The sequence below is a fragment of the Stenotrophomonas sp. 28608_Sma genome, from assembly GCF_056486185.1.
The window spans coordinates 2,315,345-2,336,872 of record NZ_CM151308.1 but is presented as its reverse complement, the minus strand read 5'-3'; the positions used below and the strand labels follow the sequence as shown (position 1 = coordinate 2,336,872).

Genomic DNA, 21,528 nt, shown 5'->3' with positions numbered 1-21,528 from the left:
CGCACTGACTGGCGTGCAGCGCGCCGCCGTACTGCTGCTTTCGCTGGGTGAGCTGGATGCGGCCGAAGTGCTGCGTCACATGGAACCCAAGGAAGTGCAGAAAATCGGCATCGCCATGGCCACCATGACCGACATCACCCGCGAACAGGTGGAACGGGTGATGGACCAGTTCGGCCAGGAGCTGGGCTCGAAGACCTCGCTGGGCGTGGGCTCGGACGATTACATCCGCAACATGCTGGTGCAGGCACTGGGCAGCGAGAAGGCCGGCAACCTGATCGACCGCATCCTGCTCGGCCGCAACACCACCGGCCTGGATGCGCTGAAGTGGATGGACCCGCGCGCGGTGGCCGACCTGGTGCGCAACGAGCACCCGCAGATCATCGCCATCGTGATGGCGCACCTGGAAACCGACCAGGCCGCCGACGCGCTGAAGCTGCTGCCCGACCGTACCCGCGTGGACGTGCTGCTGCGCATCGCCACCCTCGACGGCATTCCGCCGAACGCACTCAATGAACTCAACGAGATCATGGAGCGCCAGTTCGCCGGCAACCAGAACCTGAAGTCGTCCAACATCGGCGGCGTGCAGTGCGCGGCCAACATCCTGAACTTCATGGACAGCGGCCAAGACCAGGCGATTCTGGGCGAGATCGCCCGCATCGATGCGCCGTTGAGCAACCGCATCCAGGACCTGATGTTCGTGTTCGACGACCTGGTCGACCTCGACGACCGCGAAATGCAGCTGGTGCTGCGTGAAGTGAGCGGCGAGCGCCTGGGCCTGGCCCTGCGCGGTGCCGACATCAAGGTGCGCGACAAGATCACCCGCAACATGTCGCAGCGCGCGGCCGAAATCCTGCTGGAAGACATGGAAGCCCGCGGCCCGGTACGTCTGTCCGACGTGGAAGGCGCACAGCGCGAGATCCTGGCCATCGTCAAGCGCATGGCCGATGAAGGCACGGTCACCATCGGTGGCAGCGCGGAGGCCATGCTGTGAGCAACGTCGTGCGCTGGCTTGCCCCGGACCTGCTGGCCCAGCCCGAACCGGTGCTGGATCAGGCGGATGCGTTCGAACTCACCGAGCCGGACCCGGAACACGAGCCGGAGCCGCCGCTGCAGCTGCCGACCCTGGAGGAAATCCAGGCCATCCAGGACAGCGCAGAGAAGGAAGGCTTCCAACACGGCCATACCGAAGGCTACGGCCAGGGCCAGGCGGAGGTGCGTCGCCTCGCCGCGCAGATCGAAGGCATCCTCGACAACTTCAGCCGACCGCTGGTGCGGCTGGAGAACGAAGTGGTCGGCGCACTGGGCGAGCTGGCGGTACGCATCGCCGGTGCGCTGGTCGGCCGCGCCTATGAAGCCGACCCGGCACTGCTGGCACAGCTGGTCGGTGAGGCCATCGACGCGGTGGGTGGCAGCACCCGGGAAGTGGAAGTGCGACTGCACCCGGACGACATCGCCGCCCTCGCCCCGCTGTTGAACCTGCCGCCACAACAGCGCCTGGTGCCAGACACCAGCCTCAGCCGCGGCGATCTTCGCGTGCACGCCGAAGCCGTGCGCATCGACGGCACCATGGAAGCCCGCCTGCGCGGCGCGCTGGACGCGGTGATCCGCCAGACCGGAGCCAATGCATGAACCCCGATCAGCAGCCGTCTCCGCCACCGGCCGACTGGGCCATGGCCCGCAACCTGCGCCTGGCCCGTCGCCTCGATGGCCTGCGTGTGGATACCGCCCATGGCCGCGGCCTGATCCGCGAGGGCGTGCTGCGCCGCGCGGTCGGGCTCACCCTGGAAGCCGTCGGCTGCGAGGCGCCGCTGGGCGCCAGCTGCAAGGTGGAAGTGGTCGATGGTGGCTGGGTCGATGCCGAAGTGGTCGGCTTCGCCGGCGAGCGCACCTACCTGATGCCCAGCGCCGAACTGCACGGCCTTCTGCCTAATGCCCGGGTGGTGCCGTCCGCGCGCCGTGGCGGCGTGGAAGTGGGCGAAGGCCTGCTCGGCCGCGTCATCGACAGCGATGGCGTGCCGCTGGATGGCAAGGGCCCGATCCGCGCCGAAGGGCATGTCGGCATGGCCGGCGTGTCGATCAATCCGTTGGCGCGTGAACCGATCACCCAGCCGCTGGACGTGGGCGTGCGCGCGATCAACGCGCTGCTGCCGATCGGCCGCGGCCAGCGCGTCGGCCTGTTCGCCGGTTCCGGCGTCGGCAAGTCGACGCTGCTGGGCATGATGACCCGCTATACCGCCGCCGACGTGATCGTGGTCGGCCTGATCGGTGAACGTGGCCGCGAAGTACGCGACTTCGTCGAGACCACGCTGGGCGAAGAAGGCCTGCGCCGCGCCGTGGTGGTGGCCAGTCCCGCCGACCGGCCGCCGCTGGCGCGCCTGCATGGTGCCTATCGCGCTACCGCCATCGCCGAATGGTTCCGCGACCAGGGCCTGAACGTGCTGTTGCTGATGGACTCGCTGACCCGCTTCGCCCAGGCCCAGCGCGAGATCGGCCTGTCGGTGGGCGAACCGCCGACCACCCGCGGCTATCCGCCGTCGGTGTTCGCCAAGCTGCCGGCGCTGGTCGAGCGTGCCGGCAATGGCGCCAAGGGCCGTGGCTCGATCACCGCGTTCTACACGGTGCTGACCGAAGGCGACGATCCGCAGGATCCAATCGCCGATGCAGCGCGCGCGATCCTCGACGGCCACATCCTGCTGTCGCGGCGCGTGGCCGACAGTGGCCTGTACCCGGCCATCGACGTTGAATCGTCGGTCAGCCGCGTGGTCACGGAAATCGCCGACGAACCGTGGCGCCTGCGCATCCGCAAGCTGAAGCGGCTGGTCTCGGCCTATTCGGCCAACCGCGACCTGATCGCCATCGGTGCCTACCAGCGCGGCAACGACGCGGCCACCGACGAAGCCCTGGAACGCTGGCCGGAAATCATGGAGTTCCTCGGCCAGGACGTCGCCAAGGCCGCAGATCTCCCGCACAGCCAGGCGGCACTGCAGCGCCTGGTGGAACAAGAGAGTTAAGCCATGAACCAGTCCAAGCGCATCGATCCCCTGCTCAAGCGGGCCCAGGAACACGAGGACGCAGTCGCCCGCGATCTGGCCGAACGCCAGCGCGTGCTCGATACCCATCTATCGCGACTGGACGAACTGCGCCGCTATGCCGAGGAATATGCGAACGCGCAGATGGCAGCGACCAGCCCGGCGCAGCTGCTGAACCGGCGCGCCTTCCTCGACCGTCTCGACAGTGCGGTGGAGCAGCAGCAGGCCACGGTCAACGGCAACCGCGAAAAAGTGGAAGCCGAGCGCGCCCGCCTGATCCTGGCCAGCCGTGACAAAGCCGTGCTGGAACAGCTGGCCGCCAGCTACCGCGCACAGGAAAAGGTGGTGACGGACCGCCGCGACCAGCGCGAGATGGACGACATTGGCGCGCGTCGCGCCCGCCTGGTACAGGCCGAAGATCAGGACGGCGCCGAGCAGGGAGGCCGCTCGTGATGCCCGCGCCATTGGCCAGCAGCGCCAACGCGCAGCCACAGCATTCCGGCAGCAGCGCCCCCCGCGCACCACGCGGTGATGGCAACAAGGGGTTCAGCCAACTGCTGCAGGGTGGCTCGCCGGCTGCCGATGCACCCTCGAAACCCTCGAACTCGCCCATGCCGTCCACGCAGGGACCGGCATCGGACAGCACTGGCCAGGCCGGCGCCGAGCGCAGGCCGGACAGCACTGCCGTCCCCGAAGAGACCGCCGCCACGGTGCCCACAGCACCGGCCAAGCCGGTTGCCGAAAAGGACACCCCGGCGGCGACCGAGGATGCCCCGTGGCCGCCACTCGGCCTGGCCGGGCTGGTGCTGGCGGTACCGGCGCCTGCCGATCCTGCCGCCGCTCTGCCAGCAATGGCTGCAACAGCTACCGACGCAGACGGCAACGCACTACCCGCCCCCGCCCCACTGCCGGCCGTCGCAGCCCTGCCATCCACAGCGGCGGCTGCCACATCGTCCACCACCAGCAGCGGCACCGACCAGACAGCCACGCTGCCGTTGTCTGAACTGGTGCTGCCCGGCAAGCGCAACGAGCGTGGCGAAGGCAGCGACGCACCCCTCATCGGCGACCGTGCCGCAGCGCCGCTGCTGCATGCGCCGGGCAACGCGGCTGTGCAGGATCTGAAAGCCGCACTCGCTACAGGCAACGCCATCTTCAATGGCGAGCCGACTCCGAAGCCGGTGCTCGGTGACGATGGTTTCGACCAGGCCGTCGGCGCGCGCCTTGGCTGGCTGGCCGACCAGAAGATCGGCCACGCCCACATCCGGTTGAGTCCGGACGACATGGGCCCGGTCGACGTGCGCCTGCAGTTGAACGGCGACAAGGTGCATGCCAGCTTCAGCAGCCCACACGTGGATGTGCGCCAGGCACTGGAAAGCAGCCTGCCGCGCCTGCGCGAACTCCTCGGCGAGCAGGGCTTCCAGCTGGCTCATGCTGATGTTGGTCATCAGGCGCCCGGTGGTGACGGCAATGCGTCAGGCCAGGCCAGTGGCGGCGGCATCGCGGGTGACGGAGAACCGTCGCCGGGCGAGGCCAGCGTGTCGTCCGCGCAGTTGATCCGCCAGCGCGGGTTGCTGGACGCGTACGCCTGACAAGCGTGCCAACCAAGGTTGGCACCCACCAGAGCGGGACGGTTGGCACCTACCAGTATCGCGTTGGTGGGTGCGGAGCGTGCTCCGCACGGCCCCACCGGCACCCCGACGGAATTCCGTCGCACCCCTCTGCCCCGGCTCCGGCACACCCCTTGCATATCCCGGTGAAGCAACCCTCAGGAGCTTCACCCCGTGGCCGCAGCCGCTGACAAAACCAAGAAGACCGCCGAGAAGGACAAGGCCGCCAAGCCGCGCAGTCCGATCCTGATCACCGCATTGGTGGCCGTGCTGGCCGCCTCTGCCGCCGGTGGCGGCGTCTGGTTCTTCACCCAGTCCAAGCACGAAGAGAAGACCGCGCAGGCCCCGAAGAAGGCCAGTACTCCGGCACCGGCGCAGTACTTCGCCCTGGACCCGGCCTTCGTGGTCAATCTCAACGGCCCGGTCGACGGCCCGCGCTACCTGCAGCTGGAAGTGCAGCTGATGACCCGCGATCCGGCCGCACTGGAAGCGATCAAGACGCATGCGCCAGCCATTCGCGCACGCCTGCTGATGCTGTTCTCGCAGGTCAGCCCCGACCAGATCGCCGACATCGCCGGCAAGCAGAAGCTGCAGGCCGCTTCGCTGGCCGAAGTGCAGAAAGTGCTCAAGGCCGAGACCGGCAGCAACGGCGCCGACGATCTGCTGTTCACCAGCTTCGTGACCCAGTAAGGGCCCACCGATGAATGATCTGCTGTCCCAGGACGAGATCGATGCCCTGCTCCACGGCGTGGACAGTGGCGCGGTCGAGACCGATGCGGAACCGCCGTCAGGCGAAGCACGTTCGTACGACTTCGCCAGCCAGGACCGCATCATCCGCGGTCGCATGCCGACCCTGGAAATGGTCCACGAGCGCTTCGCGCGCCTGTGGCGGATCGGCCTGTTCAACCTGATCCGCCGTTCGGCCGAACTGTCGGTGCGCGGCATCGAGCTCATCAAGTTCAACGACTACATGCACTCGCTGTATGTGCCGACCAACCTGAACCTGATCCGCTTCAAGCCGCTGCGCGGTACCGGCCTGATCGTGTTCGAACCGACCCTGGTGTTCGCCATCGTCGACAACTTCTTTGGCGGCGACGGGCGCTACCCGACCCGCATTGAAGGCCGCGAATTCACCGCCACCGAAATGCGGGTGATCCACCTGCTGCTGAAGCAGACCTTCGCCGACCTGCGCGAGGCCTGGGCACCGGTGATGGATGTCGACTTCGAGTACATCAACTCGGAGATCAACCCGCACTTCGCCAACATCGTGACGCCGCGCGAGTACGTGGTGGTGTGCCGGCTGCACGTCGAGCTCGACGGCGGTGGCGGCGACATCCACGTCACCCTGCCGTATTCGATGCTGGAGCCGATCCGCGAGCTGCTCGACGCTGGCATCCAGAGCGACCGCAATGATCGCGACGAAAGCTGGGGCCAGACCCTGCGCGAACAGCTCAACATCGCCGAGGTGACCCTGTCCAGCGTACTGGCCAGCAAGCGCATGACCCTGCGTGACCTGACCCAGCTGAAGGTCGGCGACATCCTGCCGATCGAGCTAAGCCCGCAGGTGCCGCTGTGCGTGGAGAACATCCCGGTATTCACCGGCGAGTTCGGCATCGCCAACGGCATGAACGCCGTGAAGATCACCGCTACCCATCCGCCGGGCACCCGCCCGCGCGCACCCGTCATCCAGGAAGACCCGCAATGAACGATATCGACGCCCTCGAACCGACCCCGGCCCAGTTCGGCACCCTGCAGGCCGAAGAAGGGGCCGGCGCCGACCTCAACCTGGACGTGATCCTCGACGTGCCGGTGACCCTGTCGCTGGAAGTCGGTCGTGCCCGCCTGCCGATCCGCAACCTGCTGCAGCTCAACCAGGGCTCGGTGGTGGAACTGGAACGCGGCGCCGGCGAATCGCTGGATGTGTTCGTCAACGGCACCCTGATCGCCCACGGCGAGGTGGTGGTGATCAACGACCGCTTCGGCGTTCGCCTGACCGACGTGGTCAGCCCGAGCGAGCGGATCCGGAGACTGCGTTGAGCCTGCTGGCCTCCACACTGCTGGCGGTCGGCAAGACCGCCGCTCCGGTCGGCCCGCAGATCGGCCAGCACGCAGCCGCCGCACCGAGCCTGTTCGGCGCGGTGCTGGCGCTGCTGGCAGTGCTGGCGCTGGTCATCGGCCTCGGCTGGCTGCTAAAGCGCCTGCCCGGCAGCGGCTTCCGCCCGGCCGACGGCATGAAGGTGGTGGCCAGCCTGAGTGTCGGTGCCAAGGAGCGCGTGGTGGTGGTCGAGGTCAACGGCCAGCAGCTGCTGCTGGGCGTCACCGCTGGCGGCATCAACACCCTGCACACCCTGCCCGAACCGCTGCCGCCGCCCGCGCCGGTGCGCGTGCCGGACTTCAAGAACCTGCCGAATTTCGCCCAGCTGCTGCAGCAGCGGCTGCGCAAGGATCCCTGACATGCGTGTCACCCGTACCCGTCTTGCCACCCTGATGCCGTGGCTGCTGATGCTCGCCCTGTGCCTGTTGCCGGCGCTGGCATTCGCCGCACCCGGTGCCCCGACCACGCCGCTGCCGGACATCAATGTCGGCAAGATCGGCGGTGCTCCGGTCAGCCTGCCGCTGCAGACCCTGCTGCTGATGACCGCGATCACCCTGATCCCGTCCATGCTGCTGGTACTGACCTCGTTCACCCGCATCATCATCGTGCTGGGCCTGCTGCGCCAGGCACTGGGTACCGGGCAGACGCCGTCCAACCAGGTGCTGCTGGGCCTGGCACTGTTCCTCACCGCAATGATCATGCTGCCGACCTGGGACAAGGCCTGGAGCACCGGCATGGCGCCCTACCTCAACGGCGAGATCGACTTCCAGACCGCCTGGACGCTGACCACCACGCCGCTGCGCGGCTTCATGCTGGCGCAGATCCGCGAGACCGACCTGATGACCTTTGCCGGCATCGCCGGGCATGGCACCTACGCCAGCCCCGATGCGATCCCGTTCCCGGTTCTGGTCGCCTCGTTCGTCACCAGCGAGCTGAAGACCGCCTTCGAAATCGGCTTCCTGATCTTCATCCCGTTCGTGATCATCGACCTGGTGGTGGCCAGCGTGCTGATGTCGATGGGCATGATGATGCTGTCGCCGATGCTGGTGTCGGCACCGTTCAAGATCCTGCTGTTCGTGCTGGTGGATGGCTGGGTGCTGACCGTCGGTACCTTGGCGGCGAGCTTCAATCCGGCGTGATCGAGAGGCAGTCGAGCATGGCTCGACTCTACAGAAGCACAGTCGAGCATGGCTCGACGCTACATGAGCAGATGGAACCCGAATGACTCCCGAACTTGCCCTGACCGAACTGCGTGGCGGCCTGATCACCGTGTTGTGGGTGGCCGGCCCGCTGCTGCTCACCGTGCTGGTGGTCGGTGTGGTGGTGGGCGTGGTGCAGGCCGCGACCCAGCTCAATGAGCCGACCATCGCCTTCGTCGCCAAGGCGGCGGCGCTGACCGCGGTGCTGTTCGCGCTGGGCAGCCTGCTGATCGGCCACCTGGTGGAGTTCACCACGCTGCTGTTCCAGCGCATTCCACACCTGATCGGCTAGGACACGCGCTTCGATGGACGCCGCCACCCAGATGGCTGCCGACGGCCTGCAGGCCTTCGGCATGATCGGCACCGTGCTGTGGACCATGCTGCGCATCGGCGCAGTGGCCATGGCCATGCCGATGGTCGGTACCCGTGCCGTTCCCGCGCGGGTGCGCGTGGTGCTGGCTGGCACCCTGGCCATCGCACTGGCGCCGCTGCTGCCGCCGGTACCGGACTGGACCGGTTTCGATGCCGCCACGGTCCTTACCATCGCCCGTGAACTGGCCATCGGCGTATCCATCGGCTTCCTGCTTCGGCTGGTGTTCGAGGCCGGCGCGATGGCCGGCGAACTGATCGCCCAGGGCACCGGCCTGGCCTTCGCGCAGATGAGTGACCCATTGCGTGGCGGCACCTCCGGCGTGATCGGCCAGTGGTTCTATCTGCTGTTCGGCCTGCTGTTCTTCACCGCCAACGGGCACCTGGCGCTGATCTCGCTGGTGGTGGACAGCTACCGGGCGCTGCCGATCGGCGCCCCGCTGCCGGACCCGCACGCCTTCTTCAGCATCGCCCCAACCTTCCTGCTGACCGTACTGCGCGGCGCATTGACCCTGGCGATCCCGCTGACTGTGGCAATGCTGGCGGTGAACCTGGCGTTCGGCGTCCTGGCCCGTGCGGCCCCGGCGCTGAACCCGATCCAGCTCGGCCTGCCAGTGTCGCTGCTGCTGGGCCTGTTCCTGCTGGCGCTGCTGGCCGGGGAAATGGGTCCGCCGGTACAGCGCCTGTTCGATGCCGCCTTCCAGGCTGCGGACACGGTCACACACTGACCGGATCATCACGTTTTACTGCTTGCCCTTCCCCCGGGTCTGCGCGTTAGAGTGAATACGCGGCAACCGGGGGGATGTCGCACGTGGCCGGCGCCTTGCGTCGGCCTGCCTCATGCATGCCCCACCGTGGTTTCCGTCGACAGGCAGGTCCGGGAGACTGACGAATGCTGGTAGGCACGTACAACCCGTGGCTGGTGGCGATCTCGCTGCTGGTGGCCGTGATGGCTTCGTACACCGCGCTGGCGATGGCCGGGCGCACGGTCACTGCACCCGGCAAGGGCGCGGCGTGGTGGTGGCGCCTCGGTGGTGGCTTCGCCATGGGTCTGGGCATCTGGTCGATGCACTTCATCGGCATGCTCGCCTTCGACCTGCCCATTCCGCTCGGCTACGACCTGCCGATCACCCTGCTTTCCCTCGCATTGGCGATCGCCTCATCGGTGTTCGCGCTGTGGCTGGTTTCGCTGCGCACCCTGCCGCACCCACGCCTGGCCGGCGGGGCATTGCTGATGGGCACCGGCATTGCCGGCATGCATTACGTTGGCATGGCCGCAATGCGCATGCAGCCGGGCATCGACTACGACCCGGGCTGGCTGCTTTTTTCGCTGATGGTGGCGGTGGCCGCCTCGTGGACGGCGCTGTACGTGGCGTTCCGCCTGCGCGCGCAGCGCACCCGTGTCGGCGACCGGCTCGCGGCTGCCGGCCTGCTCGGGCTGGCCATCGTCGGCATGCACTACACCGGCATGGCCGCCGCACGCTTTCCGGAAGGCAGCATCTGCGGCGCAGCCGTCGGCGATGGGCTGCAGAGCGAATGGCTGGCCATGCTGGTGGTGGTGCTGACCGTCGCCATCTTGGCCGTGGTGCTGGTGGTCTCCTGGCTGGACCAGCGGGTGGAGGCGCAACTGCTGCGCCTGCGCAATTCCCTGTTGAGTACCTCGCTGACCGACGCTCAGCAGGAACTGACCCAGGCCGCACTGCACGACCCGCTTACCCGCCTGCCCAACCGCCTGCTGCTGCAGCGGCGCATCGTGCAGGCGCTGGCCGAGGCCGAACAGGGCGGCAGCCGCTTCGCGGTGATGTTCATGGACCTGGATGGCTTCAAGCAGGTCAACGATGCCTACGGCCACCAGGCCGGAGATGCACTGTTGGTTGCGGTGGCCGAACGCACGCGCCAGCTGCTTCGGCCCAACGACATGCTGGCGCGGCTGGGCGGCGACGAGTTCGTGCTGGTGGTGCGCATCGAGCACGACGAGGACCTGCCGACGCTGGCCCGGCGCATCCTGCAGGCGGTCGGCAGCGGGCCGTTGCTGGCCGACAACGAACTGCAGGTGACCGCCAGCATCGGCGTGGCGATCTGTCCGGACCACGCTGCCAGCGAGCGGCAGCTGATGGCCTTTGCCGATGCAGCGATGTACCAGGCCAAGGAATCCGGACGCAACGCCTTCGTGCTGTTCGCCGACTGGATGAATGACAGCGCCGAACAACAGTTCCGGCTGCTGGCCGACCTGCGCCGGGCCATCGGCAGCGAGCAGCTGTTCCTGCACTACCAGCCGAAGATCCAGGTAGCCACGCAGAAGGTGGCCGGTGCCGAAGCGCTGATCCGCTGGCGCCATCCGGAGCATGGCCTGATCCCGCCGGACCGCTTCATCCGGCTGGCCGAACGCAGCGGTGCGATCAATGAGATCGGGCGCTGGGCGCTGGACCAGGCCTGCCAGCAGCTGCGCCGCTGGCACGATGCGGGCCACGAGGGCTGGTCGATGTCGGTGAACCTGTCGCCGGTGCAGTTCAGTTCGCCGCACCTGCTGCAGGATGTGCGTGAAGTGATCGAACGCTACGACATTGCCCCACGCCACCTGGTGCTGGAGATCACCGAAAGCACGGTGATGCGCGATACCGATACCAGCCTGCGCCTGCTGCAGGCGCTCTCGGCACTGGGCGTGGGCATCTCCATCGATGACTTCGGCACCGGCTATTCCAGCCTGCTGTACCTCAAGCGGCTGCCGGCCACCGAAATCAAGATCGACCACGCCTTCGTGCGCGATCTGGAGCACAGCGCCGAGGACGTGGTGATCGTCTCGGCGATCGTGGCGCTGGGCCACGCGCTGGACATGGACATCGTGGCCGAAGGCGTGGAAACCGCCGCGCAGCGCGCCTACCTGGAGCGGCTGGGCTGCGATTACCTGCAGGGCTACCTGCTCGGCCGCCCGGTGGATGCGGCGCGCTTCATGCAGCTGCATGACCTGCCCCGGCCTCGGGTGGAACTGGCCAATGGCTTCAAAGCACCCGAAGGTGGGGGTTAATGAACCCACACGGCCGCGCGCCTGGGCAAGCCCGGCGTGGGCAAATCACTCCAGCGTGACCGGGTAGGGAGGAGTGAGCCTCGAGTTGTCGGAGACCGCAAAAGCGACTGACTGCAACCGCTGGCAAAGTGTTGAAAGCAGGGCCATGAACTCAGCATTGGCTGCCTCAGACCATGCTCGACCGAATCTAAGAGTAAGGTGTATAGAGCTCACCGGATCTCCATTCAGAGCGGACTCGAGCGAGTAGCGCTCACCATCCGAGAACGCACCTTGGACACATCCGGGGAACACCAACTCCAAGGATGCGATTATGGCCTGGGGACATCCAATATCCTGCACAGCCTCAACATTGGACAGGTCTTTTTCACCGAGGTCCTCCAGCTTCAAAACGACAATGTCAAAGCTCATTGCTGCGATATCCCATCCTGCAATCCATTCAGCATCGCCCTTCTCTTCTGCGTGTGCTGCCATCATGCCTCATGTAGCTGCTAGCTGCCCCCTGTACAGCAGCAGTTGAACGATCTTCCCCGCCCGCTAAATGCGATAGCGCGGCAGCGCATACAGCACTGCGAACGCCAGAATGAGCAGGAGCAGACACACAGTGCTGCCGCTCGCGACTGACGGCTAGCGGCACGGTTCTTGCACGCACCCCGGCATCCCCTGCCGCAGTGCCCGTGATGTCCGAGAACGAATCCGCCGGCGAAAAGACCGAACAACCTACCGAAAAACGCCTGCGCGACGCCCGTGAACAGGGCAACCTGCCGCGCTCGCGCGAGCTCGGCACGGCCGCCGTGTTCGGCGCCGGCGTACTGGCGGTGATGGCCATGAGCGGCTCGATCGGCCGTGGTGCAAGCGCCTGGATGAAGCATGCACTCAGCCCGGAACAGAGCCTGCGGCAGAACCCGAAGGAACTGTTCGGCCACTTCGGCGACCTGCTGCTGCAGTTCATGCTGGTGATCGCGCCGCTGGTGCTGGTCTGCCTGCTGGCCAGCTTCGTCGCCCCGCTGGTGATGGGCGGCCTGCGCTGGTCGCAGAAGGCGATGATGCCCGACTTCAACCGCATGAACCCGATGAGCGGGCTCAAGCGCCTGTATGGCCCGGAAGCCATCGCCGAGTTCACCAAGTCGTTGTTGCGCGTGGCTTTTGTCGGCGTTGCCGCCGGGCTGGTGGTGTGGACCGGCTTCGACACCCTGCGCGGGCTGATCCACCACCCGCTGGAGACCGCCATCACCGACGGCCTCGGCTTCACCCTGCGCCTGCTGCTGGCCACCGCCGGCGCGATGCTGGTGCTGGCCGCCATCGATGCGCCCTACCAGCGCTGGAACTGGATGCGCAAGCTGAAGATGACCCGTGAAGAGCTGCGCCGGGAAATGAAGGAAAGCGAGGGCAGCCCCGAGGTCAAGGGCCGCATCCGCCAGCTGCAGCAGCAGATGGCCAACCGCCGGATGATGGAGGCGGTGCCCACTGCCGACGTGGTGGTGGTCAACCCCACCCACTACGCGGTCGCCCTTAAGTACGAGGGCGGCGCCATGGACGCCCCCAAAGTGGTCGCCCTGGGTGTGGATGAGACCGCCCTGCGCATCCGTGAAGTGGCCGACGGCAACAAGGTGGCGATCGTCTCCGCCCCGCCTTTGGCACGCGCCTTGTATCGGGAAGGCCAACTCGGAAAGGAAATCCCCGTGAGACTGTATTCGGCCGTCGCCCAGGTCCTGTCCTACGTCTACCAGCTGCGCGCCTGGCGCACTGGCCCGATGCCGGACGCCCCGCACATCCAGGTGGATGAATTCGGCAAGGGAGGCCGCCCGTGAGCGCCCAGCCCTCCACCGGTTTCAACACCCGCCGCGCGCTGGAAATGATCCGCCAGGGCCTTGGCGCACCGCTGATCGTGCTGGCCCTGCTGGCCATGGTCGTGGTGCCGCTGGCCGCACCGGTGCTCGATGCCCTGTTCACCTTCAACATCGCCATCTCGCTGATGGTGCTGCTGGCGGTGGTCTACGTGAAGCGCCCGCTGGACTTCACGATCTTCCCGATCGTGCTGCTGATCACCACCATGCTGCGGCTGGCGCTGAACGTCGCCTCCACCCGCGTCATCCTGCTGAACGGCCAGAACGGCCATGACGCCGCGGGCAAGGTCATTGCCGCCTTCGGCGAGTTCGTGATCGGCGGCAACTACGCGGTCGGCATCGTGGTGTTCGCGATCCTGACCATCATCAACTTCGTGGTCATCACCAAGGGCGCCGGCCGCGTCTCGGAAGTGACCGCGCGCTTCATCCTCGACGCGATGCCCGGCAAGCAGATGGCGATCGACGCCGACCTCAACGCCGGTTTGCTGACGCGTGAAGAAGCCAAGCTGCGCCGCGAGGAAGTCCGCGAGGAAGCCGATTTCTACGGCGCGATGGACGGTGCCAGCAAGTTCATCCGTGGTGATGCCATTGCCGGCATCCTGATCCTGTTCATCAACATGCTCGGCGGCCTGGCCGTAGGCGTGCTGCAGCATGGCATGCCGTTCGGCGATGCCGCTGCCACCTACACCCTGCTGTCGATTGGTGATGGCCTGGTGGCGCAGCTGCCGGCGCTGCTGGTCTCCAGCGCCGTGGCCATGCTGGTCACCCGCGCCTCGCGTTCGCAGGACATGGCCCAGGCCATGACCGGCCAGGTGTTCGGCCAGTACCGCGCGCTGGCGATCACCGCCGGCATCATCGGCGTGGTCGGCCTGGTGCCGGGCATGCCCAACGTCGCTTTCCTGACGCTGTCCGCGATCCTCGGCTTCATCGCCTGGAAGGTCTACCGCAAGGGCAAGGCCGCGGCCACCGATCCGGCAGCCGCAGGCAATGACGCTGCCGCGCTCAACGCACTCGGCCGCCCGGCCGCGCCGGCTCCGACTGCCGAACTGAGCTGGGACGAACTTCGCCCGGTCGATCCGCTGGGCCTGGAGGTCGGCTACCGGCTGATTCCGCTGGTGGACAGCAACCAGGGCGGCGAACTGATGGCACGCATCAAGGGCGTGCGGCGCAAGCTGACCCAGGACGTCGGCTTCCTGATCCCGTCGGTGCACATCCGCGACAACCTGGAGCTGCCGGCCAACGGCTACCGCGTGCTGGTGCACGGCGTACCGGTGGCCACCGCCGAGATCCACCCCGACCGCGAACTGGCGCTGGACCCGGGCAGCGCCCTCGGCGCGCTGGAAGGCATCGCCGGCAAGGACCCCGCGTTCGGCCTGGATGCCACCTGGATCCAACCGCACCAGCGTGCTCAGGCTGAAACGCTGGGCTATACCGTGGTCGATCCAGCCACCGTGGTCGCCACCCATCTGTCGCACCTGATCCGCGAGCACGCACCCGAGCTGCTCGGCCACGAGGAAGTGCAGCACCTGCTGGCCAACCTGGCCAAGAGCGCACCCAAGCTCGTCGAAGATCTGACGCCGAAGGCGCTGCCGCTGTCTGCGGTGGTGCGCGTGTTGCAGAACCTGCTGATCGAACGCATTCCGATCCGCCAGCTGCGCAAGATCGCCGAAGCACTGGTCGAACACGCTTCGAACAGCCAGGACCCGGCCGTACTGACCGCCGCGGTGCGCACCGCACTGGGTCGTTTCATCGTGCAGGAGATCGCCGGAATGTCGGCGGAGCTGCCGGTGTTCACGCTCAACCCACAATTGGAACGTGTCTTGCAGGAGTCCACGCAGGGCAACGGCGCCGCGCTGGAACCCGGACTCGCTGAGCGACTGCACCAGAGCCTGGCCGAATGCGTCAGCAAGCAGGAAGCCCGCAACGAGCCCGCGGTCGTGCTGGTACCTGGCCCGGTGCGTGCCGCGCTGGCCCGCCTGGTCCGCCACAGCGTTCCGTCGCTGTCGGTTCTGGCCTACAGCGAGGTGCCGGAGGACAAGCGCCTGAAGCTGGTCGGAACGATCAGCTGACGCCGCCCTCCGATGCGCCAGAAAACAGACACCACTTTCGAACCAACGCAACAGACAGATACCAAGGGGAACCCGCACCGTGCAGACCACCGACCACCCGAGTTCTCCGACCGCCACCCCGCCGTCTTCGTCCCGTGACCACAGCATGAAAATCAAACGATTCGTCGCCGCCGACATGCGCTCGGCCATGAACCTGGTGCGCAAGGAACATGGTCCTGACGCCGTGATCCTGTCCAACCGCCGGATCGAGGAAGGCATCGAGATCGTCGCCGCCGCCAACTACGACGAGAGCGCCGTGCAGCGTGCACTGGAAGCCTCGCGTCGTGACATCGCTCCGCCGCCGGCGCCGAAGCCGCGCACCGCCGCCGACGCGGTGATCGCCGCGGTCACCCGCCGCCGCAGCAATACCCCGGCACCGGAACCGGTCGCCGCAACCACCTCGGCCGTGGCTGCCCTCGCCCGCGCTGCGGTCGGCGCCACCGGCCGCACCCTGGACAGCGCCGACGAGATCGTGCCGACCCGCGGCAGCACCGGCTTCGCCGCCACCCTCGCGCGCGCCGCCGTCAACGAACCGGCGCTGCCGGATCAGATCTTCGCTCCGTTCGCTGAAGCCATCGTCGCACCGGCACCCAGCACCGCCGCACCGGCCAACCGCGCCCGCTTCCAGATCGACCCGCCGCACGAGACGCATCACGAAAGCGCGGCGTCGGCCGTGCAGCCGCCGCCGCTGCCGACCGCTGCCGTGACCGAAGCGCAATCCGGGATCGTCGCCAGCGAACCGGCACCGGTCGAAGCCAGCGACGAAACCGGCGCTGCCCCCGTGCTGGCCCCAGCCCCGGCACTGACCCTGGTGGCCCAGGACGACGCCGAGATCCGCCAGCTGCGCCAGGAAGTGGCCGGCATGCGCCATGTGATCGAGCGCGAGATGAACCGCTTCACCGACGAGCGCCTGCGCGGCTGCCCGGTGCGCGCCACCGCGCTGGACCTGATGGACGAGTATGGCTTCGATGCCGGCCTGGCCCGCGACGTGGCCATGCAGATCCCACTGGAGACCGAAGCCCACCGTGGCCGCGGCCTGATGCTGGGGCTGATTTCGCGCAAGCTGCCGATCGCCCCGGTCGACCCGCTGGAAGAAGGCGGCGTGATCGCCCTGGTCGGACCGACCGGCGCTGGCAAGACCACCACCATCGCCAAGCTGGCCTCGCGCTTCGCCGAGAAGCACGCGCCGCGTGACGTGGCCCTGGTCACCACCGACACCACCCGCATCGGTGCCCGCGAGCAGCTGTACGGCTACGGCCGCCAGCTCGGCATCGCGGTGCATGAGGCCAACAGCGGCACCGACCTGGACCAGCTGCTGGAACGCTTGAAGGACTACAAGCTGGTGCTGATCGACACCGCCGGCCTGGGCCCGCGCGACCGCGCACTGGCCGCCCAGCTGCAGTGGCTGCGTGCCGCCCGCCAGGTCCGCACCCTGCTGGTGCTGCCGGCCAACACCAGCTTCGGCGACATGGACGAGGTGGTCCGCCGCTTCGGCGCCGCCAACCTGCAGGGCCTGGTACTGAGCAAGCTGGACGAGACCGGCCGCTTCGGCAACGCCCTGTCGGTGGCCGTGGATCATGCCCTGCCGATCACCTGGGTGACCGATGGCCAGGACGTCCCGGAGGACCTGCACCGGGCCAGTGCAGCCAATCTTGTACTTCGCCTTGAAGATTTGCGCCGCGCGGCCGATATGCCCTGCAACCCGGAGTTGAACCATGCCGTCGCGTGAGTACGCCAAGCTGACCAAGACCTTCCCGCTGTCGGCCACCCGCAGCGAGCCGCTCGGCCCTGTGCGCACCATTGCGGTCACTGGCGGCAAGGGCGGCGTGGGCAAGACGAATGTGTCGGCCAACCTGGCCGTGGCACTGGCTGGCATGGGCAAGCGCACGCTGCTGCTGGACGCCGACCTCGGCCTGGCCAACATCGACGTGATCCTGGGGCTGAACCCCACCTTTACGCTGGCCGACCTGGTCGCCGGCCGCTGCACGCTGGATGACGTCATCGTCGAAGGCCCGAACGGCGTGCTGGTGGTCCCGGCCGCATCCGGCCGCCGCCACATGGCCGAGCTGGCCCCGGCTGAGCACGTTGGCCTGGTCAACGTGTTCTCCGAGCTGGAGCGCGAGCTGGACATCATGGTGGTGGACACTGCCGCGGGCATCACCGATGGCGTGCTGACCTTCTGCCAGGCCGCACAGGACACCGTGGTGGTGGTCTGTGACGAGCCGGCCTCGATCACCGACGCCTACGCACTGATCAAGGTGCTGTCGCGCGAGCGCGGCGTGGACCGCATCCAGGTGGTGGCCAACATGGTGCGCGACCCGAACGAGGGCCGCGTGCTGTACGAAAAGCTGACCCGCGTCTGCGAGAAGTTCCTCGCCGATGTCTCGCTGAACTACCTGGGCTGCGTGCCGCAGGACGATTGGCTGCGCCTGTCGGTGCAGCGCCAGCAGCCGGTGGTGAAGGCCTATCCGTCCAGCCCGGCGGCGCTGGCGATCACCGAGATCGCGCGCCGTACCGCGCGCTGGCAGGCGCCGACCGAACCGCGTGGCGGCGTCGAGTTCTTCCTCGAACGCATCCTCAAGCAGCGTGGGGTGACGGCATGAAAGGCGCAGCCCAGTACAGGGAAGTGCAGCGCTCGGCGGCGAACGAAGTCATCGCCCAGCATTCGGACCTGGTGCGGCGCATCGCCCACCACCTGGCCGCGCGCCTGCCGGCCAGCGTCGAGGTCGACGACCTGATCCAGGCCGGCATGATGGGCCTGATCGAAGCCTCGCGCAGCTATGACGCCGACCAGGGTGCTTCTTTCGAGACCTACGCCTCGATCCGCATCCGTGGTTCGATGATCGACGAGATCCGCCGTGGTGACTGGGTCCCGCGCTCGGTGCACCGCCGTGCACGTGATGCCGCCGCCACCATCCGCCGCCTGGAACAGAGCAGTGGCCGTGCCGCCAGCGCCACTGAAGTGGCCGCCGCGATGGAGATGCCGCTGCCTGAGTACCTGCGGCTGATGGAAGACGCTGCACGTGGCCAGGTGCTGAGCCTGGAATCGCGCATCGAGGACCAGGGCGAGCTGGACACCGTCGCCCAGGGCGGGCCGACCCCGCAGCAGGTACTGGAGCGCGGTGAGTTCGGTCGCGAGCTGGGCAAGGCCATCGGCCACCTGCCCGAGCGCGAACAACTGGTGCTCTCGCTGTACTACGAGCAGGAACTGAACCTGAAGGAGATCGGCGCGGTGCTCGGCGTGAGCGAGTCGCGGGTCTGCCAGATCCACGGCCAGGCGGTACTGCGCCTGCGTGGCCGGCTGAAGCTGTTCGAGGCTGCCGACGCAGGCCTCGAAGAATGAACATCCCCGAGGCGGCTGCCCCCGGCCGTCCGGAATGAACAACAAAGGAATTCTGCTTTGAACAAGAACATGCGCATCCTGATCGTCGACGACTTCTCGACCATGCGTCGAATCGTCAAGAACCTGCTGGGCGATCTGGGCTTCACCAATACCGCCGAAGCCGAGGACGGGCATGCCGCGCTGTCGCTGCTGCAGAGCCAGCCGTTCGATTTCGTGGTCACCGACTGGAACATGCCGGTGATGACCGGCATCGAGCTGCTCAAGGCCATCCGTGCCGATGCCAAGCTGAAGACCCTGCCGGTGCTGATGGTCACGGCAGAAGCCAAGCGCGAGCAGATCATCGAAGCCGCCCAGAGCGGCGTGAACGGCTACATCATCAAGCCGTTCACCGCGCAGACGCTGGAAGAGAAGCTCGGCAAGATCTTCGAACGCCTGGCGGCCAGCGCCTGATGGATACCACGGTCGACAAGAACGCCCTCGCCCTGCGCCTGCAGGAGGCTCTGGACGCACTCGAGTCCGGTGACGAGGCCGCCTGGCGGCAGCGCATCGATGGGCTGGTCGCGCTGCGCACGCAGCCGATGATGAGCGGCCTCTCGCGGCTGGCCCGCGAGCTGGGACAGGCGCTGGGCGAACTGCCGACCGTGCCGAGCGAAGCCGGCGAACTGGACGACGCCTGCGCGCGACTGGACCACGTGGTGGCGATGACCGAACAGGCGACGCACCGCACCCTGGACCTGGCCGAGGAATGCCGCAGCCTGACCGAACAGCTGCGCGCTGAAGGCCTGCAGCCGGGCCAGGACGCGCAGCTCGAGCGCATCCGCCACAACCTGACCGAGATCGCCCTGACCCAGAGCTACCAGGACCTGACCGGGCAGATCATCCGTCGCGTGGTCGGCATCGTCCGCCGCGTGCACGAAGGCTTCGGCGCGCTCGGCCTGCCGCCGGAACAGCATCGCACCGACCCGGAACTGGCCGGGCCGGCACTGAAGGGACTGGACCGCCACGCGGTCTCGCAGAACGACGCCGACGACCTGTTGTCGGATCTGGGGCTGTAAGCATGAGCGCGGTATCCGACGACATCACTGCCGATTTCATCATCGAGGCGCAGGAGATCCTGGATCGCCTCGGCGAACAGCTGGTGTCGCTGGAGCAGGCACCGCAGGACAGCGACCAGCTCAACGCGGTGTTCCGCGGCTACCACACGCTCAAGGGCGGCGCCGGCTTCCTCGGCGTCACCGCCATGGTAGAGCTGTGCCATGCCGCTGAAGAGGCGCTGGGCGCCGCACGTGCCGGCCAGGCCGTGCTGCAGGCCCACCACTTCGACGCGGCCCAGCAATCGCTGGACTACCTGCAGTCGATGCTGGACGCGGTTTCCTCCGGCACCGAGCCGGGCTATGCGCCGCCGGACCTGATCGCACAGTTCGACGTGCACGGCGGTGCCGTGGCTGCACCCGCCGCCGCAGCAGCACCCACCGCGGGTGGCAGCGACCTGATCACCGACGACGAATTCGAGGCGCTGCTCGACCAGCTGCATGGTGGCAACGCGCCGACCGCGGTCGCGCCAGCGAAGAAGGCCGACGACGGACTGATCAGCGAAGACGAGTTCGAAGCCCTGCTCGACCAGCTGCACGGTGGCGCGGCACCGGGCACCAAGCCTGCGGCCGTGGTGGCACCGGCACCGATCGCAGCGCCGCGCCCGGTCGCCGCACCGGCACCGGTGGCGAAGCCGGCCGCCAAGCCGCTGGCCGAGGCCGAACATACCGTGCGCGTGGACACCAAGCGCCTGGACGCGATCGTCAACCTGATCGGCGAACTGGTGCTGTCACGCAATCGGCTCAAGACCCTGCGTGCGCGCCTGCGCGATGAAGAGCTGGACCGGGCAGTGTCCACTCTGGATATCGCCACCGCCCGCCTGCAGTCGGCAGTGATGCGCACCCGCATGCAGCCGGTGGGCAAGGTGTTCTCGCGCTTCCCCAAGGTTGCCCGCGACGTCGCCCGCTCGCTGAAGAAGGAAGTGGACCTGGAACTGATCGGCGCCGAGACCGAGCTCGACCGCAACCTGGTGGAAGCGCTGGCCGACCCGCTGGTGCACCTGGTCCGCAACGCCATCGACCATGGCGTGGAAATGCCCGACCTGCGCGAGGCACAGGGCAAGCCACGGATGGGCCATGTGCGCCTGTCCGCACAGCAGGAAGGCGACTACGTCAGCATCGAGGTGCAGGACGATGGCGCCGGCATCGACCCGGAAAAGCTGCGTGCCAAGGCGCGCGAGAAGGGCCTGATCGATCCGGAAGCCGCCGCGCGCCTGAGCAGCGAGGAGTGCCTGCACCTGGTGTTCCTGCCCGGCTTCTCGACCAAGCAGCAGGTCACCGACATCTCCGGTCGTGGCGTCGGCATGGACGTGGTGCAGTCACGCATCCGCGAACTGAGCGGCCAGATCCAGATCCAGTCGGAACTGGGCCGTGGCAGCCGCTTCCTGATCCGCGTGCCGCTGACCCTGGCGATCCTGCCGACCCTGCTGGTGCAGGCCGGCGAGGACGTCTATGCGCTGCCGCTGGCCCGCGTGATGGAAGTGCTGCACGCGCCGCGCACCTCGCTGGGCTGGTTCGATGGCCGTGCCGTGCTCGACCGCCGCTCGCACACGCTGCCGCTGGTCGATCTGCGCCAGTGGCTGGATGTGACGCCGGCCGCCTCGCCCCTGCTGACCATCGTGGTGCTGCAGGCTGGCGAAGCGCGTTTCGGGCTGGTCGTGGACCAGGTACGCGGGCGTGAGGAAGTGGTCATCAAGCCGCTGCCGAAAGCGCTGCGCGGCCTGCGCGGTTATGCCGGTGCAACCTTGATCGGCGATGGTCGCATGGCGCTGATCCTGGACGTGGACGGGCTGCGATGAACCCCGCCGGGCCATGCCC

Annotated in this window: 22 protein-coding genes; 21 read left to right on the top strand and 1 reads right to left on the bottom strand. The window is 67.6% G+C overall.

Features of this window, described 5'->3' with window-relative positions; genetic code table 11:
* The first annotated feature begins 4 nt into the window (after window positions 1-4).
* From fliG to ACZLHH_RS10860, 13 genes are all read left to right on the top strand, one after another.
* Window positions 5-991, top strand: a complete 987-nt coding sequence (gene fliG, locus ACZLHH_RS10920; RefSeq protein WP_024958226.1) for a flagellar motor switch protein FliG — start codon at window positions 5-7, stop codon at window positions 989-991.
* Entirely contained in the window at window positions 988-1,629 is a 642-nt protein-coding gene (locus ACZLHH_RS10915) for a FliH/SctL family protein (protein WP_180844034.1), read from the top strand. The genes fliG and ACZLHH_RS10915 overlap by 4 nt, the downstream gene beginning before the upstream one ends.
* Window positions 1,626-3,011 carry a FliI/YscN family ATPase gene (locus ACZLHH_RS10910; RefSeq protein WP_149909297.1) on the top strand — a complete coding sequence of 462 codons (1,386 nt, stop codon included), beginning with the start codon at window positions 1,626-1,628 and terminating at the stop codon, window positions 3,009-3,011. The genes ACZLHH_RS10915 and ACZLHH_RS10910 overlap by 4 nt, the downstream gene beginning before the upstream one ends.
* Window positions 3,012-3,014: 3 nt before the next feature.
* The gene (fliJ, locus tag ACZLHH_RS10905; RefSeq protein WP_005416437.1) at window positions 3,015-3,482 is read left to right on the top strand and encodes a flagellar export protein FliJ; all 468 of its coding nucleotides are present in this window, start codon (window positions 3,015-3,017) and stop codon (window positions 3,480-3,482) included.
* Window positions 3,482-4,618, top strand: coding sequence for a flagellar hook-length control protein FliK (locus tag ACZLHH_RS10900; RefSeq protein ID WP_149909296.1), 1,137 nt, complete (start codon window positions 3,482-3,484; stop codon window positions 4,616-4,618). The genes fliJ and ACZLHH_RS10900 overlap by 1 nt, the downstream gene beginning before the upstream one ends.
* Window positions 4,619-4,810: 192 nt before the next feature.
* Window positions 4,811-5,326, top strand: coding sequence for a flagellar basal body-associated FliL family protein (locus tag ACZLHH_RS10895; RefSeq protein ID WP_149909295.1), 516 nt, complete (start codon window positions 4,811-4,813; stop codon window positions 5,324-5,326).
* Window positions 5,327-5,336: 10 nt separating this feature from the next.
* Window positions 5,337-6,341, top strand: a complete 1,005-nt coding sequence (gene fliM / locus ACZLHH_RS10890; RefSeq protein WP_032129211.1) for a flagellar motor switch protein FliM — start codon at window positions 5,337-5,339, stop codon at window positions 6,339-6,341.
* Window positions 6,338-6,673, top strand: a complete 336-nt coding sequence (gene fliN / locus ACZLHH_RS10885; protein WP_012510967.1) for a flagellar motor switch protein FliN — start codon at window positions 6,338-6,340, stop codon at window positions 6,671-6,673. The genes fliM and fliN overlap by 4 nt, the downstream gene beginning before the upstream one ends.
* Complete coding sequence (gene fliO / locus ACZLHH_RS10880; RefSeq protein ID WP_032129212.1) at window positions 6,670-7,089, top strand: flagellar biosynthetic protein FliO; 420 nt, start codon at window positions 6,670-6,672, stop codon at window positions 7,087-7,089. Before fliN ends, fliO begins: the two co-directional genes overlap by 4 nt.
* A gap of 1 nt (window position 7,090) precedes the next feature.
* Complete coding sequence (gene fliP, locus ACZLHH_RS10875; protein WP_032129213.1) at window positions 7,091-7,870, top strand: flagellar type III secretion system pore protein FliP; 780 nt, start codon at window positions 7,091-7,093, stop codon at window positions 7,868-7,870.
* Window positions 7,871-7,952: 82 nt separating this feature from the next.
* On the top strand, window positions 7,953-8,222 hold the full coding sequence (locus ACZLHH_RS10870; protein WP_012510965.1) for a flagellar biosynthetic protein FliQ: 270 nt from the start codon (window positions 7,953-7,955) through the stop codon (window positions 8,220-8,222).
* A 13-nt stretch (window positions 8,223-8,235) separates the two neighbouring features.
* Window positions 8,236-9,027 carry a flagellar biosynthetic protein FliR gene (gene fliR, locus ACZLHH_RS10865; RefSeq protein ID WP_012510964.1) on the top strand — a complete coding sequence of 264 codons (792 nt, stop codon included), beginning with the start codon at window positions 8,236-8,238 and terminating at the stop codon, window positions 9,025-9,027.
* A 164-nt stretch (window positions 9,028-9,191) separates the two neighbouring features.
* A complete protein-coding gene (locus ACZLHH_RS10860) occupies window positions 9,192-11,324 on the top strand; it encodes a putative bifunctional diguanylate cyclase/phosphodiesterase (RefSeq protein ID WP_149909293.1) in 2,133 nt (710 codons plus the stop codon).
* A gap of 45 nt (window positions 11,325-11,369) precedes the next feature.
* Here the strand turns inward: ACZLHH_RS10860 and ACZLHH_RS10855 are convergent, their stop codons facing one another.
* Window positions 11,370-11,795, bottom strand: coding sequence for a hypothetical protein (locus ACZLHH_RS10855; RefSeq protein ID WP_223224720.1), 426 nt, complete (start codon window positions 11,793-11,795; stop codon window positions 11,370-11,372).
* Between the two features lie 206 nt (window positions 11,796-12,001).
* Between ACZLHH_RS10855 and flhB the strand changes: the two genes are divergently transcribed.
* The 8 genes from flhB to ACZLHH_RS10815 all read left to right on the top strand — a co-directional run bounded on the left by flhB (window position 12,002) and on the right by ACZLHH_RS10815 (window position 21,509).
* Window positions 12,002-13,132: a flagellar biosynthesis protein FlhB gene (gene flhB, locus ACZLHH_RS10850; protein ID WP_149909292.1), complete on the top strand. Its 1,131-nt coding sequence runs from the start codon at window positions 12,002-12,004 to the stop codon at window positions 13,130-13,132.
* A 44-nt stretch (window positions 13,133-13,176) separates the two neighbouring features.
* Window positions 13,177-15,237 carry a flagellar biosynthesis protein FlhA gene (flhA, locus tag ACZLHH_RS10845; RefSeq protein ID WP_180844124.1) on the top strand — a complete coding sequence of 687 codons (2,061 nt, stop codon included), beginning with the start codon at window positions 13,177-13,179 and terminating at the stop codon, window positions 15,235-15,237.
* A 145-nt stretch (window positions 15,238-15,382) separates the two neighbouring features.
* On the top strand, window positions 15,383-17,005 hold the full coding sequence (gene flhF, locus ACZLHH_RS10840) for a flagellar biosynthesis GTPase FlhF (protein WP_149909290.1): 1,623 nt from the start codon (window positions 15,383-15,385) through the stop codon (window positions 17,003-17,005).
* Window positions 16,992-17,879 carry a MinD/ParA family ATP-binding protein gene (locus ACZLHH_RS10835; RefSeq protein WP_049401182.1) on the top strand — a complete coding sequence of 296 codons (888 nt, stop codon included), beginning with the start codon at window positions 16,992-16,994 and terminating at the stop codon, window positions 17,877-17,879. Before flhF ends, ACZLHH_RS10835 begins: the two co-directional genes overlap by 14 nt.
* A complete protein-coding gene (locus tag ACZLHH_RS10830) occupies window positions 17,876-18,619 on the top strand; it encodes an RNA polymerase sigma factor FliA (RefSeq protein ID WP_049401180.1) in 744 nt (247 codons plus the stop codon). The genes ACZLHH_RS10835 and ACZLHH_RS10830 overlap by 4 nt, the downstream gene beginning before the upstream one ends.
* A gap of 57 nt (window positions 18,620-18,676) precedes the next feature.
* Window positions 18,677-19,069 (top strand): chemotaxis response regulator CheY, encoded by a 393-nt coding sequence (cheY, locus tag ACZLHH_RS10825; protein ID WP_006365466.1) that lies wholly within the window; start codon window positions 18,677-18,679, stop codon window positions 19,067-19,069.
* Window positions 19,069-19,674 (top strand): protein phosphatase CheZ, encoded by a 606-nt coding sequence (locus ACZLHH_RS10820; protein ID WP_006442968.1) that lies wholly within the window; start codon window positions 19,069-19,071, stop codon window positions 19,672-19,674. The genes cheY and ACZLHH_RS10820 overlap by 1 nt, the downstream gene beginning before the upstream one ends.
* Window positions 19,675-19,676: 2 nt before the next feature.
* Complete coding sequence (locus tag ACZLHH_RS10815; RefSeq protein ID WP_132810051.1) at window positions 19,677-21,509, top strand: chemotaxis protein CheA; 1,833 nt, start codon at window positions 19,677-19,679, stop codon at window positions 21,507-21,509.
* Window positions 21,510-21,528: the final 19 nt, after the last annotated feature.